7 protein-coding genes are annotated in these 16,826 nt (G+C 41.9%); all 7 read left to right on the top strand.

Annotated elements, in window-relative coordinates; translation table 11 throughout:
- The first annotated feature begins 81 nt into the window (after positions 1–81).
- The 7 genes from FS608_RS23990 to FS608_RS23960 all read left to right on the top strand — a co-directional run bounded on the left by FS608_RS23990 (position 82) and on the right by FS608_RS23960 (position 16,824).
- Positions 82–8,424 carry a glycoside hydrolase family 94 protein gene (locus tag FS608_RS23990; protein WP_144555074.1) on the top strand — a complete coding sequence of 2,781 codons (8,343 nt, stop codon included), beginning with the start codon at positions 82–84 and terminating at the stop codon, positions 8,422–8,424.
- Between the two features lie 431 nt (positions 8,425–8,855).
- The gene (locus FS608_RS23985; RefSeq protein ID WP_144555073.1) at positions 8,856–10,403 is read left to right on the top strand and encodes a spore germination protein; all 1,548 of its coding nucleotides are present in this window, start codon (positions 8,856–8,858) and stop codon (positions 10,401–10,403) included.
- 4 nt (positions 10,404–10,407) lie between these two features.
- Positions 10,408–11,508 carry a GerAB/ArcD/ProY family transporter gene (locus tag FS608_RS23980; protein WP_144555072.1) on the top strand — a complete coding sequence of 367 codons (1,101 nt, stop codon included), beginning with the start codon at positions 10,408–10,410 and terminating at the stop codon, positions 11,506–11,508.
- The gene (locus tag FS608_RS23975; protein ID WP_144555071.1) at positions 11,505–12,608 is read left to right on the top strand and encodes a Ger(x)C family spore germination protein; all 1,104 of its coding nucleotides are present in this window, start codon (positions 11,505–11,507) and stop codon (positions 12,606–12,608) included. Before FS608_RS23980 ends, FS608_RS23975 begins: the two co-directional genes overlap by 4 nt.
- A 259-nt stretch (positions 12,609–12,867) precedes the next feature.
- Positions 12,868–14,487 carry a choice-of-anchor I family protein gene (locus tag FS608_RS23970; protein ID WP_144555070.1) on the top strand — a complete coding sequence of 540 codons (1,620 nt, stop codon included), beginning with the start codon at positions 12,868–12,870 and terminating at the stop codon, positions 14,485–14,487.
- Between the two features lie 342 nt (positions 14,488–14,829).
- On the top strand, positions 14,830–15,546 hold the full coding sequence (locus tag FS608_RS23965) for a GntR family transcriptional regulator (RefSeq protein ID WP_144555069.1): 717 nt from the start codon (positions 14,830–14,832) through the stop codon (positions 15,544–15,546).
- 189 nt (positions 15,547–15,735) lie between these two features.
- Complete coding sequence (locus tag FS608_RS23960; RefSeq protein WP_144555068.1) at positions 15,736–16,824, top strand: ABC transporter substrate-binding protein; 1,089 nt, start codon at positions 15,736–15,738, stop codon at positions 16,822–16,824.
- Positions 16,825–16,826 lie beyond the last annotated feature (2 nt).

The raw sequence follows: 16,826 nt of genomic DNA, 5'->3' as shown, positions 1-16,826 counted from the left end.
TTTTGCATATTTTCCAGCCAGAATGGGCAATTTTTATCAGTATAATACCTTGGTGAAAAATGCTTTTTTGGGGGGAATAATTTGATTTTTAATAAAGAGCAACTAAGAGAAGAAGCGCATAAAACAGCATTAACCCACGATCCTTACATAAGTCGAAAGAAATCAACACGCTTTATTCGGTCAAATGAGTCGGACTTTGAGAAATTGCGCAACTTTGTTAACGACTTAAGAGATAATCGTTCATCCTGTTCACAGCCAGCCGAAGATTGGTTATTAGATAACGCGGAATTTTTGGAAGAGCAGGTGCTTGTAGTAAACCAAGAGTTAACGAAAAAGTTTGTTAACTCTTTACCCCACCTAAAAAAAACGGGGGATTCTAGAGTTTATTCTATTTGTACAGATTATCTTCAATTTAACGACGGGCATTTAGATATGGATTCGTATATTTCCTATCTCCAGTCTTATCAGGAAGTTTCCGTACTGACAATGGGTGAAGTTTGGGCTGTGCCGCTTATTATGAGGGTGGCTTTGATTCGTCGGTTGGCCGAAATCATGGATACAGTTAAGGAAAGACGCGATGTTTGTGTGTTGGTTGAAAAGTTACTTTCCGATATCGAGACCACGGAGATCACTCCAGAAAAACTGAAGCAAGTATTAGAGGACGCTGGACAAGAAATGCCTCTTTCTGGACCGATGATTGTCCATTTGGTAAAACATCTGCGCGAACGAGCTGATTATACAGCAACAGTCGGTGAATGGCTCATTTGCAAATTGGAGAATGGACCAGAGAGCCTTGATCACATATTGTCATATGAATATCAGCTCCAAGCAGCCTTTCAAGTAACGACAGGTAACCTGATCACTAGCTTGCGTAAGCTTTCTCGATGGGACTGGAAGGAAACCTTTGAGCAAATTAGCATGGTTGAGCAATCACTAAGGAAAGAGAGGACCGGCCTTTATGCGCAACTTGATTTCTCTAGTCGTGATACTCTCCGAAAGAGGGTCGAGAGGCTTTCGAGACGTTTAAATCTGCCGGAAAATCTTGTGGCAGCACAGGCAGTGGAGCTCGCTGATAAATATGGAGAGAAACTATCAAGTAAGGCAACGCAAGAACAGGAAAATAGCGAGGAACGAGCAGATACATATGGAAAGGAACTTAACGAAAAATATAGCAAGGATAAAAATCGTCAATTATTTGTTGCCTATTACTTATTAGATCCTAATGGCATAATGCAATTGAGACAAGCGTTAAAGATGTGTGGTAAGCCACGAGCTATCCCAGAAACAGGGTTAATGCGCCGAGCCACAGGGACGTATTTTAATATGTTAGCCGTATACTTCGTTGTGTTTTTGATTGGCTTTTCAATCTGGATAGGTTGGGATGAATTTTTTACACCCCTTCAATGGCTTGCTATTCTAGGAACTCTTTTGTTCCCAGTGACAGAATGGGCGGTTACTTCAGCTCATTGGTTCATTGAACGAGTCAAAGGTCCAGTCCCATTATTGAGATTTGATTTTTCAAAAGGAATTTCCGCTGATGCGAAAACGATTGTCGTGATTCCAGTCATCTGGTCATCGATAACAGAAGTAAAGGAGTTGACGGACCGGCTTGAATTGCATTATTTGGCGAATCGGGATTCCAATCTCCACTTTGCGTTACTTGGCGACTTCAAGGATGCGGAGACAGAGTCTCTCGAACAGGATGAAGTCATTTTAACAGCGGCTAAAAAAGAAATTGAACGACTGCGAACTACCTATTCCAACACAAACTTTCATCTCTTTCAGCGAAAGCGGCAATGGAACCCGTCAGAGGGTGTTTGGATGGGATGGGAGAGAAAGCGTGGAAAGCTAGTCGAATTTGTAGAGCTTCTAAAAGGGAGAAAGGATACCAGCTTTGCTTTAATAAAAGCCGATTTGACTATCCTTCAGGATGTGCGTTATATCATTACTCTCGATTCAGATACGCAGCTTCCACTGGAAAGCGCCCAGCGAATGATTGGGACGCTGCATCTACCCTATAATCAACCGATTCTAAATGATACCAAGACAAGAGTAATCGAGGGCTACGGGGTGCTTCAACCAAGACTCAGTATGAGTCATGAGGCCTCAATGAAATCCCGTTTTGCCAGTCTATTTTCAGCAGATCCAGGGTTTGATCCATATGCGTTTGCCGTTTCTGATCCGTATCAAGATGTACTGGGTCAGGGGATTTTCACCGGAAAAGGAATATTTAATGTGGATGCATTTTATCAAGTGCTATGTGAACGGATTCCGGATAACCGGGTGTTGAGTCATGATTTACTTGAAGGAAGTTTCCTGCGTGCAGGGCTACTTTCCGATATTGAATTAATTGATCATTATCCAGCGAAGTTTATCGTCTTTCAAAAGCGGCTGCATCGCTGGGTAAGAGGAGATTGGCAGCTATTACTATGGTTGCTGCCAAGAGTGAAGAACCGAAGAGGTGAACTGCTGCCAGTCGATATGTCTGTACTGACTAAGTGGCAGATCATTGATAATATGCGGCGGAGTCTAATGTCTACGTCACTATTTGTTACCCTTCTATTAGCAGTCACGATCCTTCCGGGATCTCCTTTACGCTGGATCGCATTGGTGACTGCGACATGGTTCTTGCCGGTTCTTCGCCAGCTTGTTACCTTTCAGTCAAGTTTAATGAATCTGCGTAGTATTTTAAACACGGCGGCTCAAGTCTTGTTAGGGATTGTCACCATGCCGTTTCAAATAGTCCTTTTGCTCGATGCTATTGTGAGATCGTTGTATCGTTTATTGTTTTCAAAAAAACGGATGCTCGAATGGGTCTCAACAGATGAAGTGAATCGTAATAGCGAACGGAAGGAAACTCCTTTGCTCCAATCCATGTTAGGAGGTTATGTTCTTTGTCTTTTGTTCTTGGCGGCAACCTTATTTAATGAAAATACAGTGGTGCAGATCATTGGACTTACATTAACTGTGATGTGGATATGTGCTCCACTTGTCATAAGGTGGCTTGATCAACCGTCTCCACAGGAACGTTTGGCATTTTCGGAAGAGGAGCTCGAAGAATTAACGAACCTGGCTCAGCAAATATGGTCTTTTTATGAAGATTTTGTTACCGAAAAAGAGAACTGGCTGCCGCCTGACAATGTGCAAATGGAACCGCCGAACGGGGTAGCGCATCGAACTTCTCCTACCAATATCGGGATGTATCTTACCTGCGCTTTAGCGGCGAGGGATTTTGCGTTTATTGATACCCCTGGATTAATTTTGCGGTTGGAGCGGACATTGGAGACACTTGAGCGGATGGAAAAGTGGGAAGGGCATTTATACAATTGGTATGACACGGAGACACTGAACCCATTATCGCCAAGGTATATATCAACCGTTGATTCAGGAAATTTAGTCGGCTGTCTGATTACGGTAAAAGAAGGTTTAGCCGAGTGGCTAGAATCCTTTGATAAAAAGGAAACTCCGATTTACCACTTTCACAACGATGAAAAGCTGAAAACTGCTTTTTCCGAAGAAATCGCACCGGATGTTTCGAGACAACGTAGTGGTAAGAAGGCAAATATTATTTGGCGCGATAGGGGTCAAATGTTGCTTAAACGGATTGGAAAATTGATAGAGGAAACCAATTTCCAGCCATTATTTGATCATAGAGCTAATCTTTTTTCCTTAGGATACCATGCTGATCGAAATACACAGGATGAGGTGCTATATGATTTAATGGCGTCTGAGGCAAGAATTGCTAGCTTTGTCGCAATTGCGCTTGGTCAAGTGTCTGTGTCCCATTGGCATGTACTTGGAAGAACGATGACAAGAGTAGGAAAACGGCCCGTCCTCTTGTCCTGGTCTGGAACCATGTTTGAATTTTTAATGCCATGGCTGTTAATGAGGACCTATCGAAATACCTTGTGGGAAAAGACGTATGCTGCGGTTGTGGATCGCCAAATTCAATATGCACAACAGCGAGGCGTGCCATTCGGGATCTCTGAGTCAGGCTATTATGCGTTTGATTATCAAATGAATTACCAGTATCGGGCCTTCGGTGTTCCGGGTCTCGGATTTAAACGGGGACTTGAACAAGATTTAGTTACTGCACCGTACGCAACGATCATGGCTCTGCCATTTGCAAAGGATCAGGCTTTGGATGCTTTGAAAAAAATAGAGCAGTTAAATGGTCGAGGTAAATATGGCTTTTATGAAGCAATGGATTTTACGCAAGAACGGCTCCCTAATGGTAAGCAACATCAGGTGATTCAAAGTTTTATGGCCCATCATCAAGGGATGAGTTTCCTAACCCTGGCGAACCTATTGCTGCCAAAAACAATGGTAGAGAGATTCCATCGGAATAAACAAATCCGTTCAGCAGAATTACTTTTACAAGAGCGGATTCCTAAAACGCCGAAGTATATTAAGCATCCAGCCTTGGGACGTGTGCACAAGCCGTATTCCAAAAAAGCTCAGGATGTTCCAACTGTAAGAGAATATATTTCACCTGACACAAAGGTTCCTGAGGTCAACGTTCTCTCAAATGGTTCGTTCACAACAGTGGTAACGAATACCGGCAGTGGTTTTAGCCAGTACAAAGGCTTATTGCTCTCCAGATGGCGCGAGGACCCGGTAATGGATCCATGGGGGAGCTATGTTTATATAAGGGATATCTCCCAAGATAAATTATGGTCGCCGTCGTACCAACCATGCCGAGTGGATTCTCAGGAACAACACGTAAAATTTGAATTAGATCGTGCCACGTATATGCGGGAGGATGGAGATGTTAAGACAAGTATGGAGATTTGCGTTTCATCGGAATGGAATGCGGAGCTGCGTAGAATAACATTAACCAATAGCGGTGAGGAAGCAAAAGTTTTGGAGGTTACTACTTTTGTTGAGCTTGCTTTGTCCAATCCTATCGCAGATGTTGCCCATACTGCCTTTAGCAAGCTTTTTATTCGGACGGCTTTCGATGCTGGATCAGGCTGCCTTATCGCTGGCCGAAGACCTCGTGAAGCAAAGGACCAGACACTCTGGTCGGCACATTCACTCATGGTGGAGGGTGATACCCTTGGATCGGTAGAATTTGAAACCGACCGCGCTAGCTTTATTGGCCGGGGCTATCGGCTATCCAATCCCCAAGGAATCCGGTCTCGCCTTCGTGGTAAGGTTGGTTCAGTGGCCGATCCAGCCTTTGTGATGAGACGGCGGATCTGTATTGAACCTGGCAAGGAAATTCGATTAGTGGCCGTCACTTCGGTTAGTGAGACAAAGGAAGATGCAATCGAAATTGTCCGTAAGTTTGCTCCTAGTCAAGCTGTGGAACGTGCGTTTCAATTATCATGGAACCGAGGACAGATTGAAATTCGTAATCTGCATTTAACGAATCGAGAGGCAACTGATTTTCAAAGGCTGGCAGGTCATATTTTATATACTCCTCCGCTCAAAGAGGGCCGTGGAGAAAATATTTCAATCAATACAAAAGGTCAGTCTGGACTATGGAGTTTTGGTGTATCTGGTGATCGACCGATCGTCCTCGTCAGAATTGAAGACCGAAGCCAAATGCCGTTCGTTGTAAAAATGTTAACAGGTCATGAATACATAAGGAGACTTGGTCTTTTATTCGACCTTGTTCTCCTTAACGAATCGGAGGAAGGCTATCAACAATTCTTGCAAGAAGCACTTCAGCAGGCGGCAGAACATGGAGTGGACCGTTTTGGTGCAGGTTTATCTGGAGTATATGTGATTGCCTCTAATCAATTGGCTGCGGAGGACAAAGCATTGTTAATGGCCGTAGCTCGTGTCGAGTTCCGCGCAGGCGGTGCTAGTATAGAAACTCAAATGCGATTGCCTAAGGTTGAAACAGAAAATGAACCGCTTAGGTCTGAAACGAAGAATGGGTTGCCGGACCAACTTAATCCGGTGTCTTCTGCAAGAAATAAGTACGTTTTTTCTGGTCAAAACATCCAAGTGGAAACGAAAGATTGGTTATTTTTCAACGGGTGGGGCGGGTTTTCCCCCGATGGAAAAGAGTACCGGCTCATGATTAAAAATGGAAACCACTTACCGGCGCCGTGGATTAATGTACTGTCCAATCCTCGTTTTGGCTGTCTCATTTCCGAGATGGGAACGGGTTATACCTGGTGGCAGAACAGCCGTGAATGCAAGCTAACGCCATGGTCCAATGATCCCGTCCTTGATCCCCCCACGGAAACAGCCTATTTAAGGGATGAGGAAAGTGGTCAGGTCTGGTCAGTTGCACCATCCGCAGACCATTCAAACGAACCATATAAAATAACGCATGGCAAAGGATTTACAAAGTTTGATCACGAAAGAAACGGCATTAAACACGAAATGATGGTATATGTACCATTAGAGGATCCGGTGAAAATCATCAAGTTGAAGCTGCAAAACAAGACTACGGAGCAAAGGCAGATTTCTATTACCTATTATGCCGAATGGGTTTTAGGGGTTCAGCGACAGACGAATGCACCATTTATTGTGACGGAATGGGATGAGTCTGAGCGGGTCATGATCGCCAAAAACACATATCAAGAAACCTTCCGTGATGCCACCGCATTTTTGGGGATGTATCCGCAGCGGGGTGCTGATACGGGCCCTGACCATTCAAACGATCTTACGTGGACCGCGGACCGCAACGAATTTATTGGACGAAATGGAAGTATGGAACATCCAGCGGGAATGGATCGTGTTGGTTTGTCATGTCGGACAGGCACGCATTACGAATCTTGTGGTGCGATTCAGACTAAGCTCACGTTAAACTCCGAGGACGAACAGGTTGTCTATATTTTATTAGGATGCGACGATTCTAAAGAGAGCGTCTTACAGCTAACTAAGAAATACAGCCAACCTACTGCTTGTGATCAAGCGATGGAGGAGATTACTGCTTTTTGGGACCACCATTTAGGCCAAATTCAAGTGTCAACCCCGTCAAAGGAAACCGATTTTATGTTGAACGGGTGGTTATTATATCAGTCCCTTGCCTGTCGAATATGGGCCAGAACGGCCTTTTATCAAGCAGGAGGAGCATTTGGCTTTCGCGATCAATTGCAGGATTCGCTAGCACTCCTTCATACGATGCCAGAAAAAACAAGAGCACAAATAGTGCTCCACGCCTCCCACCAATATTTAGAGGGAGATGTGCAGCACTGGTGGCATGAAGAAACTGAACGTGGAATCCGGACGACGTTTTCTGATGATTTATTATGGATGCCGTATGTGGTTTCACGTTACATCGAGCATACTGGTGATCGAACGGTTTTGGACGAAGTCGCACCGTTCCTAATGAGTGAACAGCTTGCTGAGGGTGAACACGAACGCTATGAACCGACCGTACGTTCTTCTGAAACGGGAACTGTATATGAGCATTGCCTGCGAGCGATCGATCGGGCATTGAGCCGGATTGGCGAGCATGGTTTGCCATTAATCGGAGTAGGTGATTGGAATGATGGCATGAATCAGGTTGGTGTGAAGGGACGAGGCGAAAGCGTGTGGCTCGGTTGGTTTATTTGTGACGTGCTGAACCGATTTGCCGAGGTTTGCGGATTACGTGGGGATTCTGAACGGGTGGAGTCATACCAGACAATGCGGAAACAGTTAACAGACTCTCTCAACAATGAGGGCTGGGATGGTCAGTGGTACAGACGTGCTTTTACCGATGCAGGACAATGGCTCGGCTCCATTCAAAATGAGGAGTGCCGGATCGACGCCATTGCTCAATCATGGTCCGTAATCTCAGGCGCGGCACCAATGGATCGTGCTGTTCAGGCAATGAACTCGTTCGACAGGGAACTCGTCGAGCAGGACCTTGCTATTGTTCGGCTATTGACTCCAGCTTTCGATCAGACTGAACCAAGCCCTGGATATATACAAGGTTATCCACCAGGAATCAGGGAGAATGGTGCCCAATATACACATGGAGTTATTTGGGGCATCATCGCTTGGTGTCAGCTTGGTAACGGCGATAAGGCAATGGAGATGTTTACAATGCTTAATCCGATGACGCATACTCGTACCGACCAAGAAGTAAGAAGATATACAGGTGAGCCCTACGCAATTGCCGCTGATGTGTATACGGCAGAACCGAATCAGGGACATTCAGGATGGACATGGTATACGGGTGCATCAGGGTGGTTTTATCAGGCCGGTATCGAGTGGATCCTAGGGATTCGGCGACGAGAAACTCGTCTTTATATTGACCCGCGTATTCCAGGTGAGTGGCCGGGATTCTCTGCTACGTACCGATTTGGGAAGACTCCTTACCACATTAACGTTAAGAATAGGGCTGGTGGCAGTGGAAGCGAGTTGACCGTCGACGGTGTGCAAATTCCGATTCTTGAAAAGGAAAAAGCTGCAGGACCATTTGTGGAATTACGAGATGACGGACTCGACCATCATGTGGAATTGATAATTTAGGAAAAATAAAAACATTGGTAACCTCCCTTTATTCAATAAAAATGCTCGGGATTAATTGAACGGATCTAATAGTGGAGTGGAAGGATTCAATGACGGCATTATCCAAGCAGTTGCCTTTTTGGGCCATGCTTGTGATAATGCTTTTTTCATTTGCACTCGTGCATGTTCGGCGGTGGAGTCCAGAACGTCAACCATTTATTGATACAGGTGCTTTCAACCCTTCATGATGCAAACGGAAAGGTATACGTTGACCATTTTTTACGATGTTGTTGTGGAGCTAACAGAATTTGAAAAGGAACAAATTAAAGCTAAATAATATACTTGTTAACTGCTACCTGTTGTTCTTAAATGATGAAGAATTAGAATATTTTTCCTTGGACAATACATACTAAAAACATAATTTAAAACAATTGCAGAAAGGGACGGAGTTGATGATTTATTTTCTGAAGTTTTTAAGAGGAAAGCGCTCTTCTCGGTTCCATCAAACAAGCAATAATTCTAAGCTTCAGAAAAAAAATATGGAAGATGATGTCCTGGACTCTGATTTATCCCAAAGTACAGAGAATCTCCAACTGCTTTTTTCTCAAGCACCGGATTTAGTGATTCGTCGCTTTCCCATCGGTCCGAGTAAAATGGAGGCCGCTTTGGTGTACTTGTCCGGTTTGACGGATAAAGATGCAATCCATAATTATGTTCTAAAGCCATTGATGCATAGCTCCTTCGATCCTAATAAGGAACTGCCAGTCACAATAGGAAAGATCGAAATGGTCTATACGTGGGGGCAGATCGAAAAGGCGATTTTAGAAGGAGATAGCGTTTTATTGTTAAATGGGCAAATCACTGGGTATCAATTGGATACAAAAGGGGGGCCGCAAAGACAGCTTACTATTCCTCAAAATGAAATTTCTCTAAAAGGTGCTAATCAAGGATTTGTGGAAACAGGGAGTCAAAATATTGCCCTAATCCGCAGGTATATTCCCCATCAGGAATTAATCTTAAAAGAGATGACAGTCGGTATTCGAGGGAAAACTAAGCTTTCCCTCTTATATTTGGGAGATGTGGCTTCTAAAGACGTACTAAGAGAACTGGAAACGCGGATTCAAAATATTACAGTAGACGCGGTCATTAATACCGGCGAACTTATCGAGTTCATTGAAGATAATCCCTATTCACCGTTTCCGCAAATGATGTTGACGGAAAGACCTGATACAGCTGTATCCCATATTCTTCAGGGAAGATTTGTGATAATTATGGATCATTCTCCAAACGCATTGATTGCTCCGGCAAACTTTATGTCCTTTTTTCAGAATGTGGATGATTACGGAACCCGTTGGTTTATTTCTTCCTTTATCCGAGTCATGCGTTTTATAGCCTTTATGATTGCCTTATTTTTGCCTGCCATCTACGTTGCCTTTATTTCTTATAATTTTGAGGTCATCCCGATGGAGCTTTTGCTTACGATTGCTGAATCAAGGATACAAGTTCCTTTCCAACCTGTGATGGAGGCTGTGATTATGGAAATGATCCTTGAATTGATGAGGGAAGCGGCATTAAGGCTGCCGACTCCAATCGGTCAGACCATTGGCATTGTAGGCGGAATTATCATTGGTCAGGCGGCTGTTCAGGTAGGAATTGTCAGCAACATTATGATTATCATCGTGGCTGTTACAGCCATCGCTTCTTATAATATCCCTAATTATGATATGAGTTCTTCCATCAGACTATTAAGATTTCCGCTGATGTTATCCGCTGCCATGTTTGGAATTGTCGGGATTGTGATCGGATGGATGACTATTGTCGGCCACCTGACGAGTCTTGAATCATTAGGGACACCTTATGGAACTCCTTTGGCTCCTTTCCGATTTGCCGATATGAAGGATGCGTTTCTGCGCTTTCCTTTATGGGCAATGAAAAGCCGCCCTAAAGGCACAGGAGCTATTCCAACTATTCGACAAGGGCGAAATCGCACGAAAAGGTGAAACGATGAAGAAATATGCCTATAATGAAATCACTCTCATGCAGTATATTTTTTTGATAAATGGAACACAGGTCGGGACAGGCGTCCTATCTCTCCCGCGCATACTTGCGGAAAAAGCTGGAACCGACGGCTGGATCGCGATCCTGATTGGCTGGTTTTTCTCTGCCGCTGCCAGCATTTTTTTGGTTAAAACGTGCGAAAAATATCCTGATGAAACCCTTATCGAAATTCTTATCCGATTATTCGGAAAAATTGTGGGAAAAGCAGCCGTCATTGTTTACATGGTGTACTTTGCTTTTTACGCATGGGCCATTTTTGTGAACGGCAGTTTATATATTAAGGCATGGTTCCTGCCTAAAACCCCTAATTATATTATTTTATTGTTATTCTCGATACCTACTATAATTGTAGCCCGTAACGGGGTTCGCGTTTTAGGCAGATACTCCGAATTGTCTTTTTACATGGTAATGTGGATTCCATTGTTTTTCTTGGTCCCGCTAGGGGATGGAAATTGGCTGCACCTTCTTCCGGTGCTTAAAGAAGGGTGGGGACCAGTATTATCCGCTGTGCCGACCACTATTTTTTCCTTTTTGGGATTTGAAGTCGCTTTCTTCTTGTACCCCTTTTTACAAAAAAAGCAGCATGCGGTTCTCGGAATCACGATTGCGAACACCTTAACGATGTTGTTTTATGTATTTGTAACAATTGTCTGCTTTGTCTACTTTAGCCCCGATGGGATTACCGAATTTAATCAGCCCGTATTGAATTTACTTAAACTAATTGAGTTTCGTTTTTTGGAGCGTTTTGACATGGTTTTATTGGCTGTATATCTGATAGTTGTTTCCACGGCCTGGATGCCTTGCATATTCCTTGCGGCCTTTTGTTCTAGTCAATTGCTTGGAAAACAGGATCATAGCCAGCACGTCATTATTTTATTATTAATCATTATTGGATTGATCTTTTGGCGTGATCCTACTTGGATGGAATCGGAAAAGTGGCAGCAATGGGTTGTCAATGGAGGGCTGCAATTGGCATTCGTAGCTCCTCCCTTTTTATGGATCTATAGCTGGATATATGAAAAGTTTCGTCGGAGGGTAAGCCAATGAAAAGGAAGATACTACTTTGCCTATCACTTGTGGCTTTGATGATGACCGGATGCGTGGACCAAATGAATGTTGAAGATGTCACTCTGACACTTATTCTAGGTTTAGATTTGGATGAGGAGGATCATTTAGTGGTGTACATGTCAAGTCCGGTGTTTAATAAAGAAGCAAAGGTAAAAGAGGAGAAGGTCGAGGTGAAAGCTGTTACGGTTCGAGATTCCAGGGAACTGTTTGATACGACGGTAATGGCTTTGACATCGGGAAGCAAAACGCAATTAATCTTAATCGGGAAAAAGCTGCTCAAACGAAAGAATTGGATTGATTATATCGATGCTTACTACCGGGACCCCAAAAATACGGTAACCACAAGAGTTGTCGCAGTAGATGGTCCTGTTTCGGACGTCATTTTTTATAGACCACAAGATAAGCCGCGTCTTCCTTTGTATTTGGCAAATTTAGTGGATACAGCCTCTAGAAGAAATGTCACTGTAAAAACGTCCCTTCAGGAATTTCATGAGGAAACGACGGAAAAAGGGATGACAGCAAGTATTACCGAGATGAAAAAAACGGACAAAATCATGTTGACAGGCACCGCTCTGCTGGATAATCAAAGCAGATATAAGTTAAGTATAACACCGCGTGAAAACAAATTATTACGCATCCTGCAGAATAAAACAAAAGGTGATTTCCCATTTACCATTTCAGTCCCTTTGAAATCGAATGGACGGGATAAACATTGGTTAAGCTTTAGTACCCCAAGCATCGAGGTAAAAACAAAAGTAAAGTATGACAATCATTTTATATTTGACACAAACGTAAAAATGAGAATTGCCATTACAGAACGGCTTTTTCCATTCAATGTAAGGAAAGACACTGCGAAACTGCAAAAGAGTATTGAAACGAAACTACAAAAAGATTTTGAGCGCTTAATAAAGAAAACGCAAACCGCGAGCATTGACCCTTTTGGATTTGGGATATATGCTAGAGCCTATACATATCCAGAGTGGAAAAAAGTCCAAAATCAATGGGGAAAAGCCTTTTCGAAGGCTGATGTAAACGTCAAGGTAAGTGTAACCATTGGTGGGATGGGAACGATTAAGTAACACGGTTCAATGATGTTATTTCATTTCGAGAATGAGGAAGAAATTTATGAGTTTTCCAGCTATAGCGAGCTATTTTATATGGGAGAGGTGACCTGATGAAAATTCTGATTACATTGTCGTGATCTATTAGAATTTACGAAAGATTAACAAAATATTAACCTCTTCCCTGTATTTGATTACGTAGGTATTTGTGATAATTGTGAATGGGAGTTTTTTTCTACAATACTCTAGAATAAATCAAATATTGGGAGGTAAGGAAATGTTAAAGTCAAAAGCAATTCTTGGATTAGCAATTGCAGGGACAATGTTAACGGGTCCACTACAGTTAAGCGGGTCTCCAGTATTGGCAAAAACTGAGGCAAGCCAATTGAATACTGGCAGTGTAAATGGCAAACTTAAAGAAATCGGTAACTATCAGACAGGAATGAGTAATAAAGACGGTGGTATGGCAGAAATCGTAAAATTCAATAAAGACAATCAAAAAATGTATCTTGTTAATGGGGCAGCACAATCTGTTGATATCGTTAGTGTAGCAAATGTCAAATCCAATCAAAAAACAGAGTTTAAAATCGATACTCGACTTAATATAACTGCGATGGGGCAAGCACACGGATTTTCAGTTGGAGATATCACCAGCATTGATGTCAATACGAAAGAGAAGATTATTGCGATTGCTGTCCAAGGCGCTACATATAAGGATCAAGGCAGTATTGTCATTCTTAATTATGATGGGGACTATATCAAGCATTTTGAGGCAGGCGTGCAGCCTGATATGGTGACTTTCAGTCCTGATTATAAGTATATTCTTTCTGCAAACGAAGGAGAGCCAAGGGAAGGATATTCTACTGCTGGAGCAATCGATCCAAAAGGTTCTGTAACCATTATCGACATTAACAAAGGAGTAAATAGGGCTACTGTTCAAACAATTGGCTTCAAAAAGTTTGATACAGAGGAGGCAAGATCAGAACTTGTTAGAAACAACGTTCTTCTTAAGCCAAATACATCACCGTCTGTCGATTTAGAACCGGAGTATATCACGGTGTCGGATAACAATCACTATGCGTATGTAAGTCTTCAGGAGGCCAATGCTTTAGCCACCATTGACCTCAAAACCCAGGAAATCATTAACGTGAAAGGACTTGGTTTTAAAGATTTTAGTCTTGAAAAGAATGCGCTGGATGCTTTAAAGGATGGCCAAGTGCATCTTGCCACACAGAACCTGTATGGTATATACATGCCTGATGGGGTTGCTGCACAAAAAATTGGCGGCAAGAATTACATCTTTACAGCGAATGAAGGAGATGCAAAAGAATGGGGAGATTATGTAGACACAGGCTCTTATACCTTCCCAGGCACAAAATACAAAATTGATAGTATCTTAAATTCAGAGAGAGACGGGCTAGAAGCAGGTAAGAACTATATATATGGCGGTCGCTCCTTCTCCATTTGGGACGCGGATACAATGGAACAAGTATATGATAGCGGAAATGATTTTGAAAAGATAACAGGTAAACTTTACCCTGATGCGTTTAATTCATCAAACAACAAAACGGAACTAGATTCCCGAAGCGGGAAAAAAGGACCTGAGCCTGAAGATATTAAGGTTATGAAAGTAAATGGTAAAACATTCGCCTTTATCGGTTTAGAAAGAATAAGCGGCATTATGATGTATGATGTAACGGATATCAAAAATGTAAAGTTCTATGATTATATAAACCTAAGAAACTTTACAGGAACCGACATTGCAACAAGCGGAGACCTAGCCCCGGAAGGACTTTCCTTAGTCGAAGCAAAGGATAGTCCAACTGGAAATCCATTGCTACTGGTAGCAAATGAAGTGTCCGGTAATGTGAGAGTTATCGAAATTAGTGGAAAATAAGTGGTATTGATTATATATAAGATTCCCTTCTGTCCTTCTTATGGAAGGGAATTACATTTTTATCCGACTATTTTTTAATCATAGTTCAGTGAGGCTTGAAAGGAAAATGTCAGAATAAATTACAGAAAAAACAGTGGTAGCATCAGTAGCAGGATAGACAATGGAAGGGAAGGACATTATGTTTCTGTCCTTTGTTTATAATTATGGTTGTTAGAATAAATAATTTTTAAAAAATTCAAAATATATTGACAACGGGTGGAAATCAAAGTAAATTATGTATTAGTAGGAAATATAATGATGATAGGTTATAAAGTTATAATATTATAAATTAGGTGTGATTTTATGAAAATAGATAAAAATAATCATGTTCCTCTTTACCGTCAAGTGGAACTTGTATTAGAGGAAAAAATTAAATCCAAGCAGTGGGATATAGGCTATCAGCTGCCAACAGAACAGGAATTAGCTGATCTGTTTGATGTGAGTACCATAACGGTCAAACGGGCTGTCATTGAATTGGTAAACAAAGGGTATCTTTACCGGCAAAGAGGGAAAGGTACTTTTGTAGCGGGTTCCACGAATGAACAAGATATTAATGTGTTCTTCTCCAAAACAACTGAAGAAGAGGAACATCCTCATGAATTAATCGGTTTTTCGATTGAAAATGCGGAAAACGTCGTGGCAGAAAAACTAGATTTGCAACCTGAAGCAAAAATCATTAAGATCAAGCGGTTAAAAATTGAGAATGAAGTACCAGTAGCACTTGAGTATACGTATCTGCCCTATGATCAATGTCCTGGCCTCTTGCCAAATGAAATAAATAACGAGCTTATCTACAATATTCTGAGAGATAAGTTTCATATTTTGTTAGGCAGGGCTAGGTTATTAATAAAGCCGTATATAGCTTTAGGAGAAATGGCCGAATGGCTTAAGGTTGAACCAGGTACGCCAGTGTTCGAATGGGAGAGATTTACGTATACCAAGCAAGGAAAGGTAATTGAATACTCGAAATTTTATGTACGCCATGATCAAGTTACCTATTACACAGAGATTCATTTTTAGATAAGTATAAAAGTATAATATTATAACTTAATAAATTATAATATTATATTTTTTTGTAAGCGCTTATCTGAAAATTCTAAAAAGTACATCAATGTTTACTATAATAATATAAAAAGAAAGGGAGGAAAGTAGAGTAGCTAAAGCTTTTTCCACATATAAGAGAACTATATTTGAGGAGGAGTAAAAATAATGAAAAAAAGAAAATTGTCGGTAGTTCTATTAATTATTCTTGTACTGGGTATTATTTCAGGGTGCGGCAGCCAGACAGGCAGTTCGTCGACGGAAAAATCAGCGGGCGAAGGCAGTAAAACATTAGTATTGGCTGCCTACGGTGGGAGCTATGAAAAGAAGATGAAAGAGACACTTATTCCAAAGTTTGAAAAGGAATACGGTGTGAAAGTAAAGTATATTACTGGCAGTTCTGTTGATACTCTGTCAAAACTTCAGGCACAAAAGGATAAGCCGCAAATCGATACTGCTTTCATGGATGATGGACCGCAGGCTCAGGCAAAAGCTTTTGGTTTACTAGCGCCATTGAATGAGAGCATTGTTACAAACTTGAAAGATGTTTACGATATTGCCAAAGATAAGGACAATATCGGAGTTGGTTTTGGAATCATTACTACTGGATTAGCTTATAACAAAGATACCTTTAAGCAAAATGGCTGGGAACCAATTAAATCCTGGAATGACTTAGCAGATCCTAAGTTTAAGAATAAATTAGTTTTGCCATCCATTGCCAATACGTATGGTGTGCATATGCTTCTCATGTCTGCAATGGCAAATGGCGGAAGTGCACAGGATATCGAGCCTGGATTTGAAAAAATGAAGGAAATTGCTAAAAATGCCGTGACATTTGATAAAACAGCTGACGTTTCTAACTACTTCTTACAGGGCCAAACAGTCGCAAGTGCATGGGGAAGCAGCCGCGTGTACACGTTACAGGATACAGGATTCCCAATTGAATATGTGATTCCAGAGGAAGGTGCACCTGCACTTTTGGCAACCGTTAGTGTGGTAAAAGGCGCCCCAAATGAAGAACTGGCACAAAAGTTTGTGAATTTTATTTTAAGTGAAAATACCCAAGTGGAATTTGCAAATGCCTTATTTGACGGACCTGTAAATAAAAATGTAAAACTTGATGGGGATATTACCAAGAAGATTGTTTACGGTGAAGATGAAATTGCAAAGCTTGTGAAAGTGGATTGGGAGTATATCAATACAAAGAGAGCGGAATGGACAGAGAGAGCCAATAAGGAAATTGAAGTAGCCCACTAAAA

Source organism: Bacillus sp. X1(2014) (genome assembly GCF_007678255.1).
Note: the sequence above shows the minus strand (reverse complement) of the source record. Positions and strands in the feature narration are given on the sequence as shown.